The sequence below is a fragment of the Bradyrhizobium liaoningense genome (assembly GCF_018130955.1).
GTDB lineage: Bacteria > Pseudomonadota > Alphaproteobacteria > Rhizobiales > Xanthobacteraceae > Bradyrhizobium > Bradyrhizobium liaoningense_C.
Map to the genome: position 1 here is coordinate 234,789 of NZ_JAFCJM010000003.1, position 18,960 is coordinate 253,748.

The following is an 18,960-nucleotide window of genomic DNA, read 5'->3' on the forward strand; positions in this document are numbered from 1 at the left end:
ATGACGCGCTTTTCGCATCTCACCTTGCGCAATTTCCTGATTGCGCTTCACGACCTGCTTGCGACGGCGGCGGCGCTGTTTGCCGCGTTCTATCTGCGGTTCGATGGCGGCGACGGCTTCTTCATCCGCCTGCCGCTGCTCCTGACGATCCTGCCCTATTTCCTCGCCTTCAGCGTGGTCGTGTTCTTCGTCTTCAATCTGACCACGACGAAATGGCGCTTCATCTCGCTGCCGGATGCGCTGAACATCATCCGCGTCTCGACGGTGCTGACCGTCGCCCTCCTGGTGCTCGACTACATCTTCGTGGCGCCTAACGTCCATGGCACCTTCTTCCTCGGCAAGGTGACCATCGTCCTCTATTGGTTCCTGGAAATCTCCTTCCTGAGCGCGCTGCGGCTGGCATACCGCTATTTCCGCTATACGCGCGTGCGGCGGCACGCCAGGACCGAGGATGCCGCGCCGACGCTGCTGATCGGCCGCGCTGCGGATGCCGAGGTGCTGCTGCGCGGCATCGAAAGCGGCGCCATCAAGCGCATCTGGCCGGTCGGCGTGCTGTCGCCGTCGGCTTCCGATCGCGGCCAGTCGATCCGCAACGTGCCGGTGCTCGGCGGGATCGACGACATCGAGGACGTGATCTCCGACTACGCCAAGCGCAAGAAGCCGATTACGCGCGCGGTGATGACGCCGTCGGCGTTCGAGTCGGACGCGCATCCCGAATCCGTGCTGATGCGGGCGCGGCGGCTGGGCCTGATCGTCAGCCGGATGCCCTCGCTGGAGAGCGGGGACACGCCGCGGCTGACCTCGATCGCGGTCGAGGATCTGCTGCTGCGCCCGAGCGAGGCCATCGACTATGCGCGGCTTGAGGCCCTGATCAGGGGCAAGGCCGTGATCGTCACCGGCGGCGGCGGATCGATCGGCTCGGAGATCTGCGAACGTGTGGTGGCCTTCGGCGCGGCCCGCCTCCTGATCGTCGAGCATTCCGAGCCGGCGCTGTACGCGATCACCGAAGCGCTCGCCGAGCACGGCACCAGTGCCGCCGTCGAAGGGCGGATCGCCGATATCCGCGATCGGGAGCGCGTGCTGCGGCTGATGGCCGAGTTCAAGCCCGACATCGTGTTCCATGCCGCGGCGCTCAAGCACGTGCCGATCCTGGAACGCGACTGGAGCGAAGGGGTCAAGACCAACATTTTCGGCTCGATCAACGTCGCCGATGCGGCGTTCGCGGCCGGCGCCGAGGCGATGGTGATGATCTCGACCGACAAGGCGATCGAGCCGGTGTCGATGCTGGGTCTCACCAAGCGCTTCGCCGAGATGTATTGCCAGGCGCTCGACCACGATCTGTCCATGCAGACCGGCGGCAGCAGGCCGCCGATGCGGCTCATCTCGGTCAGGTTCGGCAACGTGCTCGCGTCGAACGGCTCGGTCGTGCCGAAATTCAAGGCGCAGATCGAGGCCGGCGGTCCGGTGACCGTCACGCATCCCGACATGGTCCGCTACTTCATGACCATCCGCGAGGCCTGCGACCTCGTGATCACGGCGGCGACGCACGCGCTTGCCGCGAAGCGCTCGAACGTCTCGGTCTACGTGCTCAACATGGGCCAGCCCGTGAAGATCGTCGATCTGGCCGAGCGCATGATCCGCCTGTCGGGCCTGCAGCCCGGCTACGACATCGAGATCACGTTCACCGGCATGCGGCCGGGCGAACGGCTCAACGAGATCCTGTTCGCATCCGAAGAGCCGACGGTCGAGATCGGGGTCGCCGGCATCATGGCCGCGCGGCCCAACGAGCCGCCGATGCTCACCTTGCGCAAATGGATCGCAGGCCTCGAACAGGCGATCGCGCGCGACGATCGGGCGACCATCAGGACTATACTGAAGGACGCCGTTCCGGAATTCGGGTCAAATGCCGAATCTGGAGATCCCAGTGAAGTAATGGCAAGCGTTGCGGTCAGCGGAGCTGGAAAATCCGCCTGATAAAGCGCAGGAAGAACGCAGCATCGATGAACGGTGCATTCAAGTGTTCTTGGCGGGACCGAAGGCACTCCAGATTGCCGCGCAGGGTGACTCGCCAACCGCTGGTGCTGATGCCGCCCATCTGGAAGTCCGCGATCACCCGGGGAAGGTACGTGACCCTGAAATCGTTGAGCGCCAGTGCACGAAGCATATAGTCGTAGTCGGCTGTCGTGACATAGCTCAGATCGTGATCGCCGACTTTCTGTGCCACTTCCCTGCGCATGTAGAATGTCGGGTGTGGGGGAACCCAGCCCAGCTGAAACGAATTTCGTCTGAAATGGCCGCCACGCCAGGCGCGTACAAGCGCCTTGGTGCGATGGTCGGTGACCATATTGAGGTCGCCATAGACGATGTCGGCATCTTGCAGGGCGGTCGCGATCGCTGCCAACACGGTGCTGTCGTGAAATGTGTCGTCCGAATTGAGGAATCCGACAGCGGCTCCCGTGTACAGGCGGAGACCCTTGTTCATGGCGTCATAGACGCCCTTGTCGGGCTCGGAAATCACGCGAATGTCGCGGGAGCCAAACGACTCCACGATCTTGAGCGTGGAATCCCCGGACGCCCCGTCGACGACCAGCATCTCCTTGTCGGGATGTGTTTGTCCTAGAAAGGATTCGATGGTGGTGCCGATCGTCGCTTCGGAATTATAGCTGGCTGTGATGACGCTGATCTTCATCTCAAATCCGTGAAGTGACGCCAATTTCTATAAGGAGCCACCGAAAATGTGAGACTGCCATAGTTCGAGATTGCAATGTCACGCCGGGGCGTGTTCAGCGAAGCTTTATTCACGGTTTCCGATCGGCGCTGAGCCCTGCGCGGCTTTTTCCGCGCTGAAGATCCAGACTAGGCCGCCGAACGCGCCAACCATGAAGGACACCGCGCCGTACAGTAGCGAGATGTTGACGCCTTCGTTGGCCGCAAGACCGGCGAAGCCGAAGGCAAGGCCCATCGTCGCCTCGCGCACGCCCCAGCCGGCGATCGAGATCGGCATCAGGGTGATCAGCATGACCGGCGGAACGAGCAGGAAGATGTCGCCAAAGCCGACGGGTGCTGCGATCGCCTGCACGATGCACCAGGCGATCACGACCGTCAGCACGTGAACGAGCAGCGACAGGGTTGCCACGATCGGTCCGCGCGTCGGACTGAACAGCACCCGGTTGGCGATCACGGCGCAGGCGTGAATATGATGGGTCGCCCACCAGCGCTTCAGCCAGCCCCAAGTCAGCGCGCCGAACACCAGGAAGCCGAGACCGCCGGCGAGCGCTGCAAGGTCCACGAACAGCAGAGCCGAGCGTCCTTGCGGGTCGGTGATGAGGCGATAGCTCCAGGGCAGGCTTGCGACGATCACGATGGCAAGCGCGATCAGCCCGATGGCGCGATCGACGAAGATCGAGTAGGTCGCCGCGCGCCACCCGGCGCCGGCGCGCGCCACCAGCCAGAGCCGCACCGCGTCGCCGCCGATTGCGGAGGGCAGGGTCTGGTTGAAGAACGTTCCGATCACATTGTAGCGCATTGCGCGCGGCAGCTCGAGCGGCGCGCCGCATTCGGCGCTGATCTCGCGCCACCGCAGCACGCCGACGAAGATCTGCAGAAACGTCACCGCGATCGCCATGGCGATCCAGAACAGGCTCGTCACGGTGAAGCGCGAGACCAGTTCGGACGGGTTGACCTTGCGGAGCGCCAGGTAGAGCAGCGCCGCTGAAATCACGATCTTGGCCGTCGACAGCAAAATTCGGCGCATCTCGCCCGCACTTGGACAGGGTTTTTGAGAATAGGCGTAAATCGACGCCGCGCGCCGAATTTGGGCGCCTTGGTATGGTCTTGGCGTCAATCTTGCAATACCCCGATCCTGCAATACTCGTGGCAGGTTTCTTGGCAGGTTTCTTGGCCGGCACTTGCGATCCCCGCGATCCGCTGGCTAAAGAGGCGTCAGCTGGCGCCACCACACAGGAAGCCCGGGACCCGGGCTTTGGGAACAGGATGACGGATCAGGCGATTTTGGTTACGGGGGCCGCCGGTTTCATCGGTTTTCACGTTGCCCGCCAGCTCCTGGCCGAAGGCCGGCCGGTGATCGGCCTCGACAATCTCAACAGCTATTACGATCCCGCGTTGAAGCGCGCGCGGCTCGATGTCCTGCGCGCAGAGCGCGGCTTCTCCTTCGAGCAGATCGACCTTGCGGATCGCGAATCCATGGCTGATCTGTTTGGCAAGCACCGGTTTGCCACCGTCGTTCATCTCGGCGCCCAGGCCGGCGTGCGCTACTCGATCGACAATCCGCAGGCCTATGTCGATTCCAACCTCCAGGGCTTTCTCAACGTGCTGGAGGGATGCCGGCGGAACGGTTGTCGTCATCTCGTCTACGCATCGTCATCGTCCGTTTACGGCGGCAACACAAAAATGCCGTTCGCCGAGGACGACAGGACCGATCATCCGGTCAGTTTCTACGCCGCGACCAAGAAGGCCAACGAGGCCATGGCGCAGTCCTACAGCCATCTGTATCGGCTGCCCGTCACGGGATTGCGGTTCTTCACCATCTACGGGCCGTGGGGCCGCCCCGACATGGCCATGTTTCTGTTCGTAAACGCGATCATGGAAGGACGACCGATCCGGCTCTTTAACCATGGCAAGATGCGTCGCGACTTCACCTATGTCGACGATGTCACCCGTGTAGTATCAAGGCTGATCGCACGGATCCCCACGGACAATCCGGCTGCCGCCAATGCGCCGTCCAAGATCTACAATGTCGGCAACCACCATCCGGAGGAACTGATGCACGTGGTCGGGCTCATCGAGCGCGCATTGGGCCGGACCGCAATCAAGGAAATGCTGCCGATGCAGCCGGGAGACGTGCCCGCAACTTTCGCTGATGTCGCCGATCTGATGCGCGATACCGGATTTGCACCGTCGACCCCGATCGAGGACGGCGTCCGAAATTTCGTCGCCTGGTATCGCGACTATTACAAGGTCTGAGATGACGATGGATAAACGTATCATTCCCCTCATCATGTGCGGCGGTGCCGGCACGCGTCTGTGGCCGGCCTCGCGCGAGGTGCGGCCAAAACAGTTCCTGCCGCTGTTCGGCACGCGCTCGACGTTCCAGGACACGCTGCTGCGCGTCTCGGACGCTGCGCTGTTCGATCGTCCTGTTGTCATCACCAATGCGGCCTATCGCTTCATGGTGCTGGAGCAACTGGCCGAGATTGGCATCGAGGCCGACATTCTGCTCGAGCCGATGCGCCGGGATTCCGGTCCGGCGATTGCCGCGGGTGCGGCCTTCGCGCAAACCCGCGACAAGGAAGCGGTCGTGCTGGCGCTCGCCGCCGACCACGTGGTGAAGGATGCCGCCGCCTTCGTCGCCGCCTGCCGCCAGGGACTGGTCGCGGCGCAAGCCGGGCGGATCGTCACCTTCGGCGTCAAGCCGGAGCGGCCTGCGACTGAGTACGGCTACATCAATCCGGGCGATGCGATTTCGGGCGAGGTGCAAGCGGTCGCAAAGTTCGTCGAGAAGCCGGACGCCGTGAAGGCATCCGACTATGTCAACTCCGGCTATCTCTGGAACAGCGGCAACTTCATGTTCCCGGCCGCGGTGCTGCTCGACGAATATCGCAATGTCGATGCGGCGAGCGTGCAGGCCGTGTCTGACGCGGTTGCCCATGCGGGCCGCGACCTCGGCTTCGTGACGCTGGACCCGACGGCGTTCGGTGCGGCGAAGGCGATCTCGATCGACTATGCCGTGATGGAGAAGACCGCGCGCGCCGCGGTGGTGCCGGTGTCCTGCGGCTGGTCCGATGTCGGCTCCTGGCACGCAGTGTGGGAATTGTCCGACAAGGACGCGCAGGGCAATGCCGCGCACGGCACCGCCGTGTTCGAGGATTCCCGCAACTGCAACGTCACGACCGATCATGCGCTGGTCGCGCTCGAAGGCGTCGACGATCTCGTCGTGGTGGCAACCGCCGACGCGGTTCTGGTGTCGCGCCAGAAGGACGCCAATGGCCTGAAGCGTCTCGTGACCAAGCTCAAGGCGGTCGCGCCCAAGGTGACCGAGGAGCATCTGAAGGTGCATCGCCCCTGGGGCAGCTATCAGTCGGTCGACAATGGCGAGCGCCACCAGGTCAAGCGCATCGTGGTGAAGCCGGGCGGGCGGCTGTCGCTGCAGAAGCATCACCATCGCGCAGAGCACTGGATCGTGGTCCGCGGGGCGGCCCGCGTCACCGTCAACGAGACCGTGAAGACGGTGCACGAGAATGAGTCGATCTACATCCCGATGGGCGCGGTCCACCGGATGGAGAACCCCGGTAAAATCATGCTGGAACTGATCGAGGTCCAGACCGGCAGCTATCTCGGGGAAGACGATATCATCCGGATTGAAGACGACTATCAAAGGTCGTAACCAGCGAGCTCCGAATCACGCGATCCGGGCCGGCCACGGCGGTAAAAGTCGGCGCTAAGGCCCGGTGAACGTGTAACTTTTTGAATCAAATCGTGTCCGGGTAGGTATCTCGGCATTCGCCACATTTGTGGCGACGTGCTAGGAGGGTGGCCGGGGATTTGCGTTGAATCGGGGTTCGAACACATGAGTTCCAAAGCGTCTGCACCGGCCAATGCGGGCTTGAAGTCCGGCCTGCGCGTCGGCGTCATCGGCGCGGGCGTCATGGGCAGCAACCATGCGCGCGTGCTTAGCGGTTTGCCGGGCGTCAGCCTGGTCGGCGTCGTCGATCCGTCTCCGGCGCACCGGACGCGGGCAACCGAACTCGCCAATTGCGTGAGCTTCGAAAACCTCGATCAGCTCTTTGCCGAAGGCGTCGATGCGGTCACCGTGGCGGCTCCGACCCATCTGCATCACGAGATCGCGCTCGCCTGCATCGCCAACAACATTCACGTCCTCGTCGAGAAGCCGATCGCTTCCACGGTCGAGGAGGGACGCGAGATCGTGGCGGCGGCGCAGGCCGCCGGCGTCACGCTGATGGTCGGCCATGTCGAGCGCTTCAACCCGGCGGTCGCGGCCGTCAAGCAGGCGATCGCGGGCGAGGACATCCTCTCGATCGCGATCACCCGTGTCGGTCCGTTCCCGCCGCGCATGTCGAATGTCGGCGTGGTCATCGACCTCGCGGTGCACGACATCGATCTGATCCGCTGGTTCACCGAGTCCGATATCGTCGAGGTGCAGCCGCAGCTCTCGAGCGCGGTTGCAGAGCGCGAGGACATCGCGCTCTTGCAGTTCCGCACCGCCAACGGCGTGCTCGCCCACATCAACACCAACTGGCTGACGCCGTTCAAGGCGCGCAGCGTCACGGTCGCGACCCGCGGCAAGTATGTCATGGGCGACCTGTTGACGCGCCAGGTCACCGAATGTTTTGGCTTCAAGCCTGACGGCGCCTATTCGATGCGGCATCTGCCGGTCGGTCATGACGAGCCGCTGCGCGCCGAGCTGATCTCGTTCCTCAACGCCGTGCGTCACGGCGAGACGCCGGCAGTGACCGGCGACGAGGGCGTCGCCAGCCTTGAAATCGCCACGCGCTGCCTGGAAACGCCGAGCCGGCCGGCTGCGGCCTCCGTGGCCCGCAAGGGACCGCGCCGCGTCGCCGGCTGATCCCGATCCATGTCGAGTACTCAAATTTCGCAAGGCGCCATGAACCAGCATCTGCGTTCCGATCCCATTCCGTTCATCGACATCGCCGCGCAGCGCCGCCGGCTCGGCGCCTCGCTCGATGCAGCCGTTGCCCGCGTTCTCAACCATTGCCAGTTCGTCAACGGCCCCGAGGTCGCCGAGTTCGAGAAGCAGCTCGCAGCCTATTGCGGCTCCAAGCACGTGATCGGCTGCGCCAGCGGGACGGATGCGCTGCTGATGGTGCTGATGGCGAAGAATGTCGGCCCCGGCGATGCCGTGCTCTGTCCGTCGTTCACCTTCATCGCAACCGCTTCGCCGGCGGCGCGGACCGGCGCCACGCCGGTCTATGTCGACGTCGACGAATCGACCTTCAACATGAGCGCCGAGTCCCTGAAGCGCGGCGTCGCGACCGCGCGGAAGGCCGGCCTCAGGCCCGTCGCGGTCATTCCGGTCGATCTGTTCGGGCAGCCCGCCGATCACGACGCCATTGCCGAGGTCGCCAAGGCCGAAGGCCTGTTCGTGATCGATGACGCAGCCCAGGGCTTTGGCGCGAGCTACAAGGGCCGCAAGCTCGGCAGCCTGGCCCATGCCACCACGACCAGCTTCTTCCCGGCCAAGCCGCTCGGCTGCTTCGGCGACGGCGGCGCGATCTTCACCGATGACGACGAACTTGCCGCCACGCTGCGCAGCATCCGCGTGCACGGGCAGGGCGTCGACAAATACGACAACGTCCGCCTCGGCCTGACCGGCCGGCTCGACACCATGCAGGCCGCGATCCTGATCGAGAAGCTCAAGATATTTGACGACGAGATCGCCGCCCGCAACAAGGTCGCCGAGCGCTATGCCCGCGGCCTGTCCAACGTCGTCACCGTGCCGCGTCTCGCGCCCGGCTGCACCTCGGTCTGGGCGCAGTACACGATCCGACTGCCAGAGGGCACCGATCGCGACGGCTTTGCCGCCGCGCTGAAGGCCCAGGGCGTGCCGACCGCGATCTATTACGGCAAGTCGATGCATCAGCAGACCGCCTATAAGCAGTATCCGGTCGCCGAGGGCGGGCTGCCGGGCTGCGAGAGCCTGTCGCAGGACGTCATCAGCCTGCCGATGCATGCCTATCTCGACGAGGCGGCCCAGGAGCGGATCATCGCCGCTGTGCGCGGCGCGATTTCAACCTGATTTCGGTTCACCTCTCCCGCTTGCGGGAGAGGTCGCGCCGAAGGCGCCGGGTGAGGGCTTTCTCCACACGGGGAGCCCTCATTGCGGAAGCACCCCCACCCCAACCCTCCCCCGCAAGCGGGAGAGGGAGCGCACCTCCTTCGCGGTTTGCACCTAGACCTAATCGTCTCATGCTCTAGAAGGGACGGATGCTCGGACGCATCTTCACGGTCGGCGGATACACGCTGCTTTCGCGGCTGACGGGATTTGCCCGCGACATCATGCTCGCGGCGATCCTGGGCGCGGGGCCGGTCGCGGACGCCTTCTTCGTGGCGCTGCGCCTGCCCAACCATTTCCGCTCGATTTTTGCCGAGGGCGCGTTCAACGCCGCCTGGGTCCCTGCCTACGCCCATGTCCATGGCGAGAAGGGGGAGGCGGCCGCAAAACTGTTCGCCGACCGCATCTTCACCCTGCTGCTCGCCTCGCAACTCGTGCTGCTGATCGTGGCCTGGCTGTTCATGCCGCAGGCGATGACCATCCTGGCGCCCGGCTTCAGCGAGGATGCCGAGCAGCGCAAGCTCGCGATCGAGCTGACGCGAATCACCTTTCCCTACCTGCTGCTGATCACGCTGGTGACGCTCTATGGCGGCATGCTCAACGTGATGCAGCGCTTTGCAAGTGCGGCGGCCGCGTCGATCTTCCTCAACATCTCGATGATGATGACGCTGGCGCTCGCCGCCTGGTTTCCCAGTGCGGGGCATGCCGCCGCCTGGGGCGTCCTGATTTCGGGCTTCCTGCAATATTTCCTGCTCGCGGGCGATCTCGCGCGCCACGGCGGCCTGCCGCGCTTTGCGCCGCTCAAGCTCGACGAAGACGTCCGCAGCTTCTTTAGAGCGTTAGGCCCCGCGACGCTGGGCTCGATGGGCACGCAGGTCGCGCTGTTCGCCGACACCATCATCGCGACCTTCCTGCCCGCAGGCGCGCTGTCGGCGCTCTATTATGCCGACCGCCTCAATCAGCTGCCGATCGGCGTCATCGGCATCGCCATCGGCACGGTATTGCTGCCGGAGATGTCGCGGCGGATCACGGCCAGCGACCATGACGGCGCGATGAAGGCCCAGCGCCGCGCCTTCGATTTCACGCTGCTGTTTTCGATCCCCTTCGTTGCGGCCTTCATCACCGTCCCCGACGCGATCATGCGCGCGCTGTTTGCCCGCGGGGCGTTCTCGAAGGCCGATGCCGCTGCCGCCGGCGCGACGCTCGCGGCCTATGCCATCGGTTTGGTTCCCTTCGTGCTGATCCGCAGCGCGGTCGCGACCTTCTATGCGCGCAAGGATACCGCGACGCCGGTTCGGGCCTCGCTGACCGGCATCGCGGTCAACGTCGCGCTCAAGGTTGCCTTGATGGGTTCGCTGGCCCAGATCGGCCTGGCGCTGGCAACAGCCGTCGGCGTCTGGACCAATCTGCTGTTGGTGCTCTTTTTCGCGGTGCGGCGAGGTTTTCTCGTGCTGGACCGCGCCTGGCTCTCGTCGCTCGCCAAATTCCTCGTGACCGGCATCATCCTCGCGGCGGCCTTCTGGCTGATTGCGCGCTTCTGCGCGACCACTTTCGCTCCCACCCAGCCCTTCCGGGACGAACTGACACTGCTCGTGCTCGCCGTCGGAGGGACGATCATGTATGCGCTCGCGATCCTCGCGTTGTTTGGCCGCCGCTGGCTTGTGTCGCTGCTGCGCGGCTAGGTGTGTAATCCCCAAGCAATCCTCGGAGTCCACGTACCTGTGGAATCGAGAAACTTTTTGCCAAGACAGGCTCTGTCTCGAGCTTCCGTTTGACACCCATGCGCATCTACCCCAGATTGCATCTTCATGGGAGGTGCTGTGGCGCAACAGCACCGGTTTTCTGGCGGCACACCGATGAGACCGAAACGACCTTGGGTTGGCATATTCATTAGCATTTGTTGTCTCGTCGGCTCCATCTCTGTGTCGGCTCAGAACCCTGCGGGGGATGATTCTGCCTGGAACGAGTGCAGCAAAGCTCCGACAAAGATCTGTCTCATCGACGAAGCTATTCGCGGGTTGCAAGGCGCGGATGATGCGACTGCGCGTGCGATGATTGGACTGGCGCAGGCCAAGGCCGGGCAGAAGCAAGACGCGCTCGTCAGCTTCCAACGTGCATTGACGATCGTCCAATCGCCGGCGCTCAATCAAGTGCGAGGATCACTCGCATCCGGGATTGCATTCGCTCAAGCGGAAGCCGGGTTTGCCAGCGACGCTGCAGCTACCTTTTTGCTCGCAACAGCATATTCGATGACAAGCGGGCGCGGCGCGGTCGAGCTTGAGGCGATTGGCCGGCAGCAGGCCCGCGTGGGCTACATTGAAGCTGCGACGAAGACCGCGACATCGATTGGCGATGCGCGCGCTTCATCAATGGTGATGCGTGCCGTCGTTGATGCTCACCTCAAAATTGGGCGGATGATCGAGGCCGCCGCAATTGCGCAATCCATCGTTCATGAGCAGATTCGCGCCGACGCAATCGCAGCCGTCGTTAAGTCGCTCGCCAGTGCAGGGGAAATCTCCGAGGCTCAGCGGTTGGTATCAGCGATCGCGCGGGACGAATCTAGTGCCGGCGCCCGCGCCGAACTCGCCAGAGGGCAATTCAAGGCCGGGCTGACAGACGAGGCAAACAGGAATTTCGACCAGGCTTGCAGCGCGGCACGGTTGATTCAAGATGACGTGCGCCGCACACAGGTACTGGGCAATATCGCTCAGGCGCAAGCGGGCGCGGGACTGGCGTCAGCCGCGTCGGCGACGCTTACGGAAGCGCTTAGCACGATTAATCCGGTCAGCCCACCGAGGCCGCGAGCGGCGATCGGCATCCTGGTCAACGCGGAAGCTGAGATAGGAAATTTTGCCGGTGCGGCCAAGCTGGCGCGGGCCGAGGACAACGCACAGTGGCGGTCGGTTTTGCTCTACGCGATAGTTAAAGCCGAAGCGAAGAGCGGGAAAATCCGCGAGGCTATCGATTTGGCTCGATCGATCGAAGTCGCGCAGGCCCGATCGTTGGCGTTGGCCGAAGTCGCGCTGGCATTGTGAGGGGCTGGCGCGGCACGCCAATGCGCCGGGGCGAGGTGCTCGCCCCCAGGATGCAAGGGACGTCTGCACATCTCTTGATTTTGCGCGATCGTCGTGGTAGTGGCGGCGCATGAACAAATCGGTGCGCACCGTCAGCTTCACGCACATGACCCGCTTCGGCTGGGCCGTGGAAGGAGTCGCGCGCTAGGAATTCGACGACGACATCTTTTCACCAGGCCCCGTCGGCATCGGACGGGGCCTTTTATTTGGCCACGCTCCCTGCCGGCACAACAGCAGGAGCATCCGATGCCACCCCAACAGACGAACGTCGCATCCGAGACCGAGCGCGATGCCGCAGCGCTCCGCCTCGACCTCTCCATCGCATTGCCGAACGACGCAATGGACGCGGCTTTGGCTGCGGCGCACCTCAATGCGTCCATTGCAGCGGAAAAGGAGGCTGCTCGACCGACGGCCGCATCGACGTGGAGCGTCTTGAGCCTGCTCAAGCGATATTGGCTTGCGTTTCAGGAGCGGCGTCGGCGCCAGAGCCTGCGAACCGCCTTGCAGGACCTGAGTGACAGGGAGCTGATGGATATCGGCTTGACGCGCGGCGAGATCGACTACATCACACCTCAACGAGCTATCGATAGGCTTAGAGATAGCACGGCCTATCTGTGGAGCCGTGGTGTGATGTAAGTGATCGCATGGCCTATGCGGGCCAATTGGCCGCCGCGACCGAGCGCGTCGAGGAGGTCCGCAGGGTCATCGATCTCCACAGGGAAGCGAGCGAGCTGAGGCCTTTCCACGCAATCCCGCTATGACGGGCGAGGGGCCTCTTTCCCGGCCTGCGGCCAATGTTCATGGCTAAAGCCGTTTGCGCTGCCAGCCGATCCGCTGCAATATGGCGGCAAAACAACCAATGGGAAATGGAGACAAGATGGCTGCTCCCATCAAGTTCGGCGTCGGCCAAAGCGTGCTTCGCAAGGAGGACGATGCGCTGATCCGCGGCAAGGGCCGCTATACCGACGACTATGCGCCGCAGGCCGCACTTCGCGCCCTGATGCTGCGCTCGCCGCATGCCCATGCCAAATACACGATCGATGTGAGCCGCGCCCGCTCACTGCCTGGCGTGGCGCTGGTCCTGACCGCCGCCGAAGTCGGGGATCTCGGCAATCTGCCGTGCCTGTTCAACCTCGAGACCGACCCGTTCACCGGACCGCCATACCCGATCCTGGCCAAGGACGAGGTGCGCCATGTCGGTGATTCCATCGCCTTCGTGGTGGCCGAGACCATCGACCAGGCCCGCGACGCCATCGAAGCGATCGAGGTCAAATGGACGCCGCTGCCGGCCGTGACCGGCGTCGTCAACGCCGTGAAGAAGGGCGCGCCGCAGGTCTGGCCCGACAAGCCCGGCAATCTGCTGTTCGACGTCTCGATCGGCGACAAGAAGGCGACGGAAGCCGCTTTCGCCAAGGCGCATGCGGTGGCCGAGATCAACATCGTCAATCCACGCGTGGTCGCGAGCTTCATGGAGACCCGCGCGGCCGTCTGCGAATACGACGCCAAGCGCGATCATCTCACGCTCACCGTCGGCAGCCAGGGCAGCCATCGCCTGCGCGACATCCTCTGCCAGAACGTGCTCAACATCCCCACCGACAAGATGCGGGTGATCTGCCCCGACGTCGGCGGCGGTTTTGGCACAAAGCTGTTTCCCTATCGGGAATACGCCCTGATGGCGGTCGCGGCGCGCAAGCTGAAGAAGGCGGTGAAGTGGGCGGCGGACCGCTCCGAGCACTTCATGGGCGACGCGCAGGGCCGCGACAACGTCACCACGGCGAAGATGGCGCTCGCGGAGGACGGAAAATTCCTGGCGATGGATTGCGACCTCATGGGCGACATGGGCGCGTATCTCTCGACCTTCGGGCCCTACATTCCCCATGGCGGCGCCGGCATGCTGCCGGGGCTCTACGACATCCAGGCCTTCCACTGCCGGGTGCGTACGGTGTTCACCCACAGCGTGCCTGTCGACGCCTATCGCGGCGCGGGCCGGCCGGAGGCTGCCTACGTCATCGAACGTCTGGTCGATGCCTGCGCGCGAAAACTCGACATGACGCCCGACGCCATCCGCCGCAAGAATTTCATTGCGCCGAAGGCACTGCCTTACAAGACGGCCACCGGCAAGGTGTACGACTCCGGCGACTTCGCCGCGCATTTGAAGCGCGCAATGGAAATTGCCAATTGGAAGGAGTTTCCGAAGCGCGCCAAGGGCGCCAAGAAGCAGGGCCTGGTCCGCGGCATCGGCCTTGCGAGCTATGTCGAGATCTGCGGCGTGATGGGCGAAGAGACCGCCAATGTGCGGCTCGATCCCAACGGCGACGTCACCGTCCTGATCGGCACGCAATCGAGCGGGCAGGGCCACCATACGGCTTATGCCCAGATCGTTGCCGAGCAGTTCGGCCTGCCGCCGGAGCGCGTGCACATCCACCAGGGCGACACCGACGAGATCGCGACGGGCTTAGGCACCGGCGGCTCGGCCTCGATCCCGACCGGCGGCGTCTGCGTGGAGCGTGCAACGGGCGAGCTGGGCAAGAAGCTGAAAGAGGTCGCAGCGCAGGCGCTGGAGGCCAGCGCCGGCGACCTCGAGATTTCGGCCGGCGCAATCCGCATCGCCGGAACCGACCGCTCGATCTCCTTTGCCGATCTCGCCAAGCGTCCCGGGGCCGATCCATCGAAGATGAACGGCAGCGCGACCTTTGCCAGCGCCGACGGCACCTATCCCAACGGCACGCATCTGGCGGAAGTCGAGATCGATCCGGCCACCGGCATCATCAAGATCGTCAACTACGTGATCGTCGACGATTTCGGCAAGACGCTCAATCCGCTGCTGCTCGCGGGCCAGGTGCATGGCGGCGCCATGCAGGGCATCGGGCAGGCGCTGATGGAGCAGGTGGTGTACGGCCCCAGTGACGGGCAGCTCATCACCGCGACCTACATGGACTACGCGCTGCCGCGTGCGGCTGATGGTCCCGCCTTCATCTTCGAGACCCACAACGTCCCCTGCAAGACCAATCCGCTTGGCGTGAAGGGGGCGGGTGAGGCCGGCGCGATCGGCTCCTGTCCTGCCGTGGTCAACGCCATCGTCGATGGCCTCTGGCGCGAGTACAAGATCGACCACATCGACATGCCGGCGACGCCGGAGCGGGTGTGGATCGCCCTCCACGAGCATCATCGCCGTCACAGCCTCTGAGCCTTTTCCGTTCCGATAAAATCGGAACGGGGCCCCTAGATTCTTGTTTTGACGCGTTTTCTTGACGCGAAGCGGTATCCGCTTCGCTTGAAAACGCTCTCAACCTTGATCTCCTCGAGCGGGAATAAACTCCCGCCGCGGGGTTCTATTCAGGGATGGCCGCCGATGCTCGTGACGCGGGCGCGCGGCTGCACCGTAAACGCCTGCGAGCGGGAGAAACTATTCAATGAAGCGGATGATTGTTGTCATGGGCACCCTGCTCTTGGGTGCGGGCGCCGTGATGGCGCAGCAGGAGATTGCCGTTCAGCAGGATAACCTGATGCGCTCGCAGGCCAAGAGCCTCTACTCGGTCATCCAGAAGATGACCAAGGGCGAGATTCCCTACAACCAGAAGGCCGTCGACGAGGCGCTGGCCAGCCTGGAGGCTGACGTCGGCAAGATCGCGAAGACTTTCGAGGTTAATCCGAAGCAGGATGTGGTCAACGCGTCTTACGGCTCGTCGCCAAAAGTCTGGCAGAACAAGGCCGACTTCGACTCCAAGATCCCGCCGGTGCAGAAAGCGCTCGCCGACGTCAAGGGCAAGATCAAGGACGTCAGGAGCCTGAAGGCCGCCTACACGACCATCAACGACCGCTGCAACGACTGCCACGAGACGTATCGGCTCAAGCTGAAGTAGCTGGATCCGGAAAAGTGCGCAGCGGTTTTCCCTCGCGACAAATGCGGAACGCGTTTGCGCGGAGATCATGCTCAAACAAAGGGCTGAAGCGCGATGATTATTCGACCTAAAACCATCGCGCTTCAGCTGCGAAGCGTGACCCGCCACCGGGATCACTCGGATTGAATTGAGAAGCCGCCTCACGGCGGCTTTGACGTTTCAAGGTCCGCAGCCTTGGGCCAGTCGGCAGGCACGCCCTCCCTCGATCGCATGAACAGGAAGCGGGACGCCACCCATATCTGCGCGTCTCCACGGCCATCCTGGCCAATGAGGATGAGTCCGGCTCCTCCATTGGCGACTGTTAGAATGACAGGCTCGCCCCTCCAGGTCTTGATCGGCGCCATTCCTATGATGAGAAATTCACCGATCGGCTGGTCAAAATATTGAAGCCTCAGTTGCGGAGCGACCTCTGCTGCCGCCAGTTGAAAGCCGAGCTGTTGAGCGCGGTCATAGATGTCCGCCAGCGGTACAGTCTCGGTCTGAAAGCCGAGTGCAGCCGCCGATACCGCAAAAAGATCCACGCTCCTTTTCGTCGTGCTGAGGGTAAAGGCCGGTCGTGCGAGAATTTCCTCGGCCGAACCTCCGACACCACAATCCGCTGCATCCAATGCGTTGAAGAGGGCAAACACATCCGGGAAATTCCCCAATTTGATTGTCTTCCAGACCGGCGCGTCGGCGGCGGATCTGATTGGAGTTTGCGGCGCATTCGTTGAGCGAGGTTTCTCGGACCGCAGGTGGTACTGCAGCGCATCTCGCGCCGAGCATTGAGCTCTGGCTTCGCTCACGAACAAAAGTACGCAAGCGGTACAGAGCGTCGCAATCGCGAAGGTACCGCCACGGCGCCATCCCGTCGAACAACGCGACATGGCGAATTTGCAAAGCGCGCTTGACCACATGGCAATCTAACCTCCTGAAAGGCTAAATTGAGAACGCAACTTGCTTCGGTGATGCTACGGCCGCGCGGCCTCGCCGAATATGAACTCGTTCACATCCGCACGAACGTTTCTTGTGCCGGTACGTCGCCTGCATTTGCCGGCCGTCTATGAGAGGTTCGGGATTCTCTTCGTCCGTGCAATTGAATAGCATGCCATGTCGACACGACGCCGTAGAGCTTTCGGCGTGGTGACTAGAAAAGACCCGCCTCCGAGTCATTGGGAAGAACGTAGGGGCGTGTATCAAAGCAACCATGCCCAACGTACTTTGGAATTTGTCCGAAGGCGGAGCACCAAAGGCTTGAGTATTTCAATCTAGAGATAAACGGGCGGCAGTCCGTAAGCCCGCCGTCCGTTTATGCCGGATCCCCAGAAGGATCCGACATGTTTGTACCCTAGCATCACTGAAACCGCAGAGCCAGAGCGTCGGGAAAAAGTGGTAACAGGGTCCGACGCCAGCTCTTCTCCTAGCCCAGCAGGACTCGTAGCCATTCTGATCTGTACTCAGGTAGCTCCGTTTGTGGTCCCCGTTCCTGGCACAAAGTGCATACGCGAGTGATCGATTGAAGGCCTGAGCAGCCGTTGCGCCCTATTGACCCGCGCGAAGCACCAGCAGCTCCGTGATGCGATTGTCGGCGCGGCGCAGCCGCCGGCAAAGCTCGCGGTTGATGTTCTGAAGCACCATCACATAGGCCTGGATGTCGGCCTTGTAGCAGGCGTAGAGTTCCCGGGCCGTGAGCTCATAGAGCACGGTCGGGCTCTGCGCGACGACCGTCGCCGACCGGTTCTGCATCTCGATCAGCGTCATCTCGCCGAAGAAGTCGCCTTGTGCGAGAGTCGAAATGCGAATCGCGCGCCCCGAATCTCCGCGCTTGGTCACCACGAGCTCGCCGGAGTGAACGATGAACATCGAGCGCCCCGGATCGCCTTCCGCGACGACGTTGGCGCCGGCATCAAAGCTGCGTTCGACCAGCATTGAGACAAGGAGATCGAGGCTTGCGTCCGAGAGGCCGCCAAAGAAAGGTGTGGCGAGCAAAAATGCTTTCAGATCGGGTGAGCTGACAGCCATCGGGCCAATATACTCTCGCTCCCGGCGGCGGCAAGCGAGCGTGCGCAGCAATCGCCGTTAGAGCGGATTCGACGTCCGGCATGCGGAGATGATGGCCGTGGCGGCTTCATTGGCCTGGGCGCCCGACAGCTGCTGCACCAAGCAAATATAGTAGCCCCTGCTTCTTTCGTTCAGAAGCGAGTCCCCGTTGAGCGCGAGCCAGTTGCAGGCCGAACGAATGTACTGGACGGCCAACGCAGATCGCGTATCGCGGACGAACGACAGCTCGCATTGCGCTTGCCTCTCCTGGGCGGATTGCGCGATGGCGGATCCTGCGGAAGACACGAGCGTTCCGGCGACCCCAGCCACCATCAGCATAGCGAACGGCACGCGAGATTGGCGCACGAACCCTCCAGGTGGCGGCGTGAAAAGGCCTGACCGGGACGTACCAGCTCTAACGCAGCGAAGCAATCCAGACTGCTGATGCACGATCTCTCCCCAACGTCGCCCTGGCGGAGATGTCTCGCACGAAGAAACCTCGTCAGGCATACGAAAAAGGCCGGACGCTTCTTCAAGCGTCCGGCCTCTGTCCTTCAAGAGCGTCTCGTCCTTACTTCAACGCTTACTTCATCACTTGTCCGCGGATCTCGCCGCCGGGGTTCGCCGCGGTGTGGATGTTGATGTAGTATTTGCCAGCCATGAGGTCGGAGGCCTGCGCGTCGGTGAGCGTCGCTTCGCCCTTGACCGGGCTCGCCGCGGCATTCGGGATCGCAACCGCAACGCCGGCGTTCTTGCCGGCCTCGGCGGGCCCGTGGAAATGGGCCGCGGTCGCCGGGCCCGACAGGCCGGAATAGGTCACGGTCCATGTCAGCTTCTTGCTGGCGGGGTCAAACGTCAGCTCGGCCGATCCGGTGCCGCCGGTGGTGATCGCGGGCACCTCGGATTTGCCGTCCAGCGTCGCCTTCAGCTTGTCGGCCGCGCCGGCCTGGCTGGCGAACGCAACAGCCGCACCAAAGGCAAGCGTGGCAAAAATGGCCTTTTTCATGGTTCTCTCCCTGTTGACGTCAATGGTGGCAATCTCCAAACAGTGCGGCCCCGAATTTATTCCCGTATTACAGCCGAACCATCTGAATTTTTCGTGGCTGGAGCGATCGCGGCATGACCCCTATGTTCG

The 18,960-nt window shown here is 63.1% G+C and carries 16 protein-coding genes; 10 read left to right on the forward strand and 6 right to left on the reverse strand.

Features of this window, described 5'->3' with window-relative positions; translation table 11 throughout:
• The gene (locus tag JQ632_RS04115) at positions 1-1,974 is read left to right on the forward strand and encodes an SDR family NAD(P)-dependent oxidoreductase (protein ID WP_212400991.1); all 1,974 of its coding nucleotides are present in this window, start codon (positions 1-3) and stop codon (positions 1,972-1,974) included.
• Here the strand turns inward: JQ632_RS04115 and JQ632_RS04120 are convergent.
• Both JQ632_RS04120 and JQ632_RS04125 read right to left on the reverse strand, forming a co-directional pair.
• Positions 1,949-2,689, reverse strand: a complete 741-nt coding sequence (locus tag JQ632_RS04120; protein ID WP_212400992.1) for a glycosyltransferase family 2 protein — start codon at positions 2,687-2,689, stop codon at positions 1,949-1,951. The genes JQ632_RS04115 and JQ632_RS04120 overlap by 26 nt on opposite strands.
• A gap of 105 nt (positions 2,690-2,794) precedes the next feature.
• On the reverse strand, positions 2,795-3,754 hold the full coding sequence (locus tag JQ632_RS04125) for a lysylphosphatidylglycerol synthase transmembrane domain-containing protein (protein WP_212400993.1): 960 nt from the start codon (positions 3,752-3,754) through the stop codon (positions 2,795-2,797).
• A gap of 239 nt (positions 3,755-3,993) precedes the next feature.
• On the opposite strand from JQ632_RS04125, the gene JQ632_RS04130 reads away from it, so the two are divergent.
• From JQ632_RS04130 to JQ632_RS04170, 9 genes are all read left to right on the forward strand, one after another.
• Positions 3,994-4,983: an NAD-dependent epimerase gene (locus JQ632_RS04130; protein ID WP_212400994.1), complete on the forward strand. Its 990-nt coding sequence runs from the start codon at positions 3,994-3,996 to the stop codon at positions 4,981-4,983.
• Positions 4,984-4,990: 7 nt separating this feature from the next.
• The gene (locus JQ632_RS04135) at positions 4,991-6,403 is read left to right on the forward strand and encodes a mannose-1-phosphate guanylyltransferase/mannose-6-phosphate isomerase (protein WP_212400995.1); all 1,413 of its coding nucleotides are present in this window, start codon (positions 4,991-4,993) and stop codon (positions 6,401-6,403) included.
• A 183-nt stretch (positions 6,404-6,586) separates the two neighbouring features.
• Positions 6,587-7,603, forward strand: a complete 1,017-nt coding sequence (locus JQ632_RS04140) for a Gfo/Idh/MocA family protein (RefSeq protein WP_212400996.1) — start codon at positions 6,587-6,589, stop codon at positions 7,601-7,603.
• Positions 7,604-7,642: 39 nt separating this feature from the next.
• On the forward strand, positions 7,643-8,794 hold the full coding sequence (locus tag JQ632_RS04145) for a DegT/DnrJ/EryC1/StrS aminotransferase family protein (RefSeq protein ID WP_212400997.1): 1,152 nt from the start codon (positions 7,643-7,645) through the stop codon (positions 8,792-8,794).
• Between the two features lie 188 nt (positions 8,795-8,982).
• Positions 8,983-10,512, forward strand: a complete 1,530-nt coding sequence (gene murJ / locus JQ632_RS04150; RefSeq protein WP_212400998.1) for a murein biosynthesis integral membrane protein MurJ — start codon at positions 8,983-8,985, stop codon at positions 10,510-10,512.
• A 138-nt stretch (positions 10,513-10,650) separates the two neighbouring features.
• Positions 10,651-11,865 carry a hypothetical protein gene (locus JQ632_RS04155; protein ID WP_212400999.1) on the forward strand — a complete coding sequence of 405 codons (1,215 nt, stop codon included), beginning with the start codon at positions 10,651-10,653 and terminating at the stop codon, positions 11,863-11,865.
• Between the two features lie 285 nt (positions 11,866-12,150).
• Positions 12,151-12,540 (forward strand): DUF1127 domain-containing protein, encoded by a 390-nt coding sequence (locus tag JQ632_RS04160; RefSeq protein ID WP_212401000.1) that lies wholly within the window; start codon positions 12,151-12,153, stop codon positions 12,538-12,540.
• Positions 12,541-12,781: 241 nt separating this feature from the next.
• Entirely contained in the window at positions 12,782-15,091 is a 2,310-nt protein-coding gene (locus JQ632_RS04165; RefSeq protein WP_212401001.1) for a xanthine dehydrogenase family protein molybdopterin-binding subunit, read from the forward strand.
• A 226-nt stretch (positions 15,092-15,317) separates the two neighbouring features.
• Positions 15,318-15,767: a cytochrome c gene (locus JQ632_RS04170; RefSeq protein ID WP_212401002.1), complete on the forward strand. Its 450-nt coding sequence runs from the start codon at positions 15,318-15,320 to the stop codon at positions 15,765-15,767.
• A 179-nt stretch (positions 15,768-15,946) separates the two neighbouring features.
• On the opposite strand, the gene JQ632_RS04175 is transcribed toward JQ632_RS04170, so the two are convergent.
• The 4 genes from JQ632_RS04175 to JQ632_RS04190 all read right to left on the reverse strand — a co-directional run bounded on the left by JQ632_RS04175 (position 15,947) and on the right by JQ632_RS04190 (position 18,831).
• A complete protein-coding gene (locus JQ632_RS04175) occupies positions 15,947-16,702 on the reverse strand; it encodes a hypothetical protein (protein ID WP_212401003.1) in 756 nt (251 codons plus the stop codon).
• Positions 16,703-17,327: 625 nt separating this feature from the next.
• Positions 17,328-17,807: a Crp/Fnr family transcriptional regulator gene (locus tag JQ632_RS04180; RefSeq protein WP_212401004.1), complete on the reverse strand. Its 480-nt coding sequence runs from the start codon at positions 17,805-17,807 to the stop codon at positions 17,328-17,330.
• A 57-nt stretch (positions 17,808-17,864) separates the two neighbouring features.
• Complete coding sequence (locus JQ632_RS04185; protein ID WP_312015561.1) at positions 17,865-18,191, reverse strand: VF_A0006 family four-cysteine protein; 327 nt, start codon at positions 18,189-18,191, stop codon at positions 17,865-17,867.
• Positions 18,192-18,408: 217 nt separating this feature from the next.
• Positions 18,409-18,831 (reverse strand): CHRD domain-containing protein, encoded by a 423-nt coding sequence (locus JQ632_RS04190; RefSeq protein WP_212401005.1) that lies wholly within the window; start codon positions 18,829-18,831, stop codon positions 18,409-18,411.
• Between the last annotated feature and the right edge of the window lie 129 nt (positions 18,832-18,960).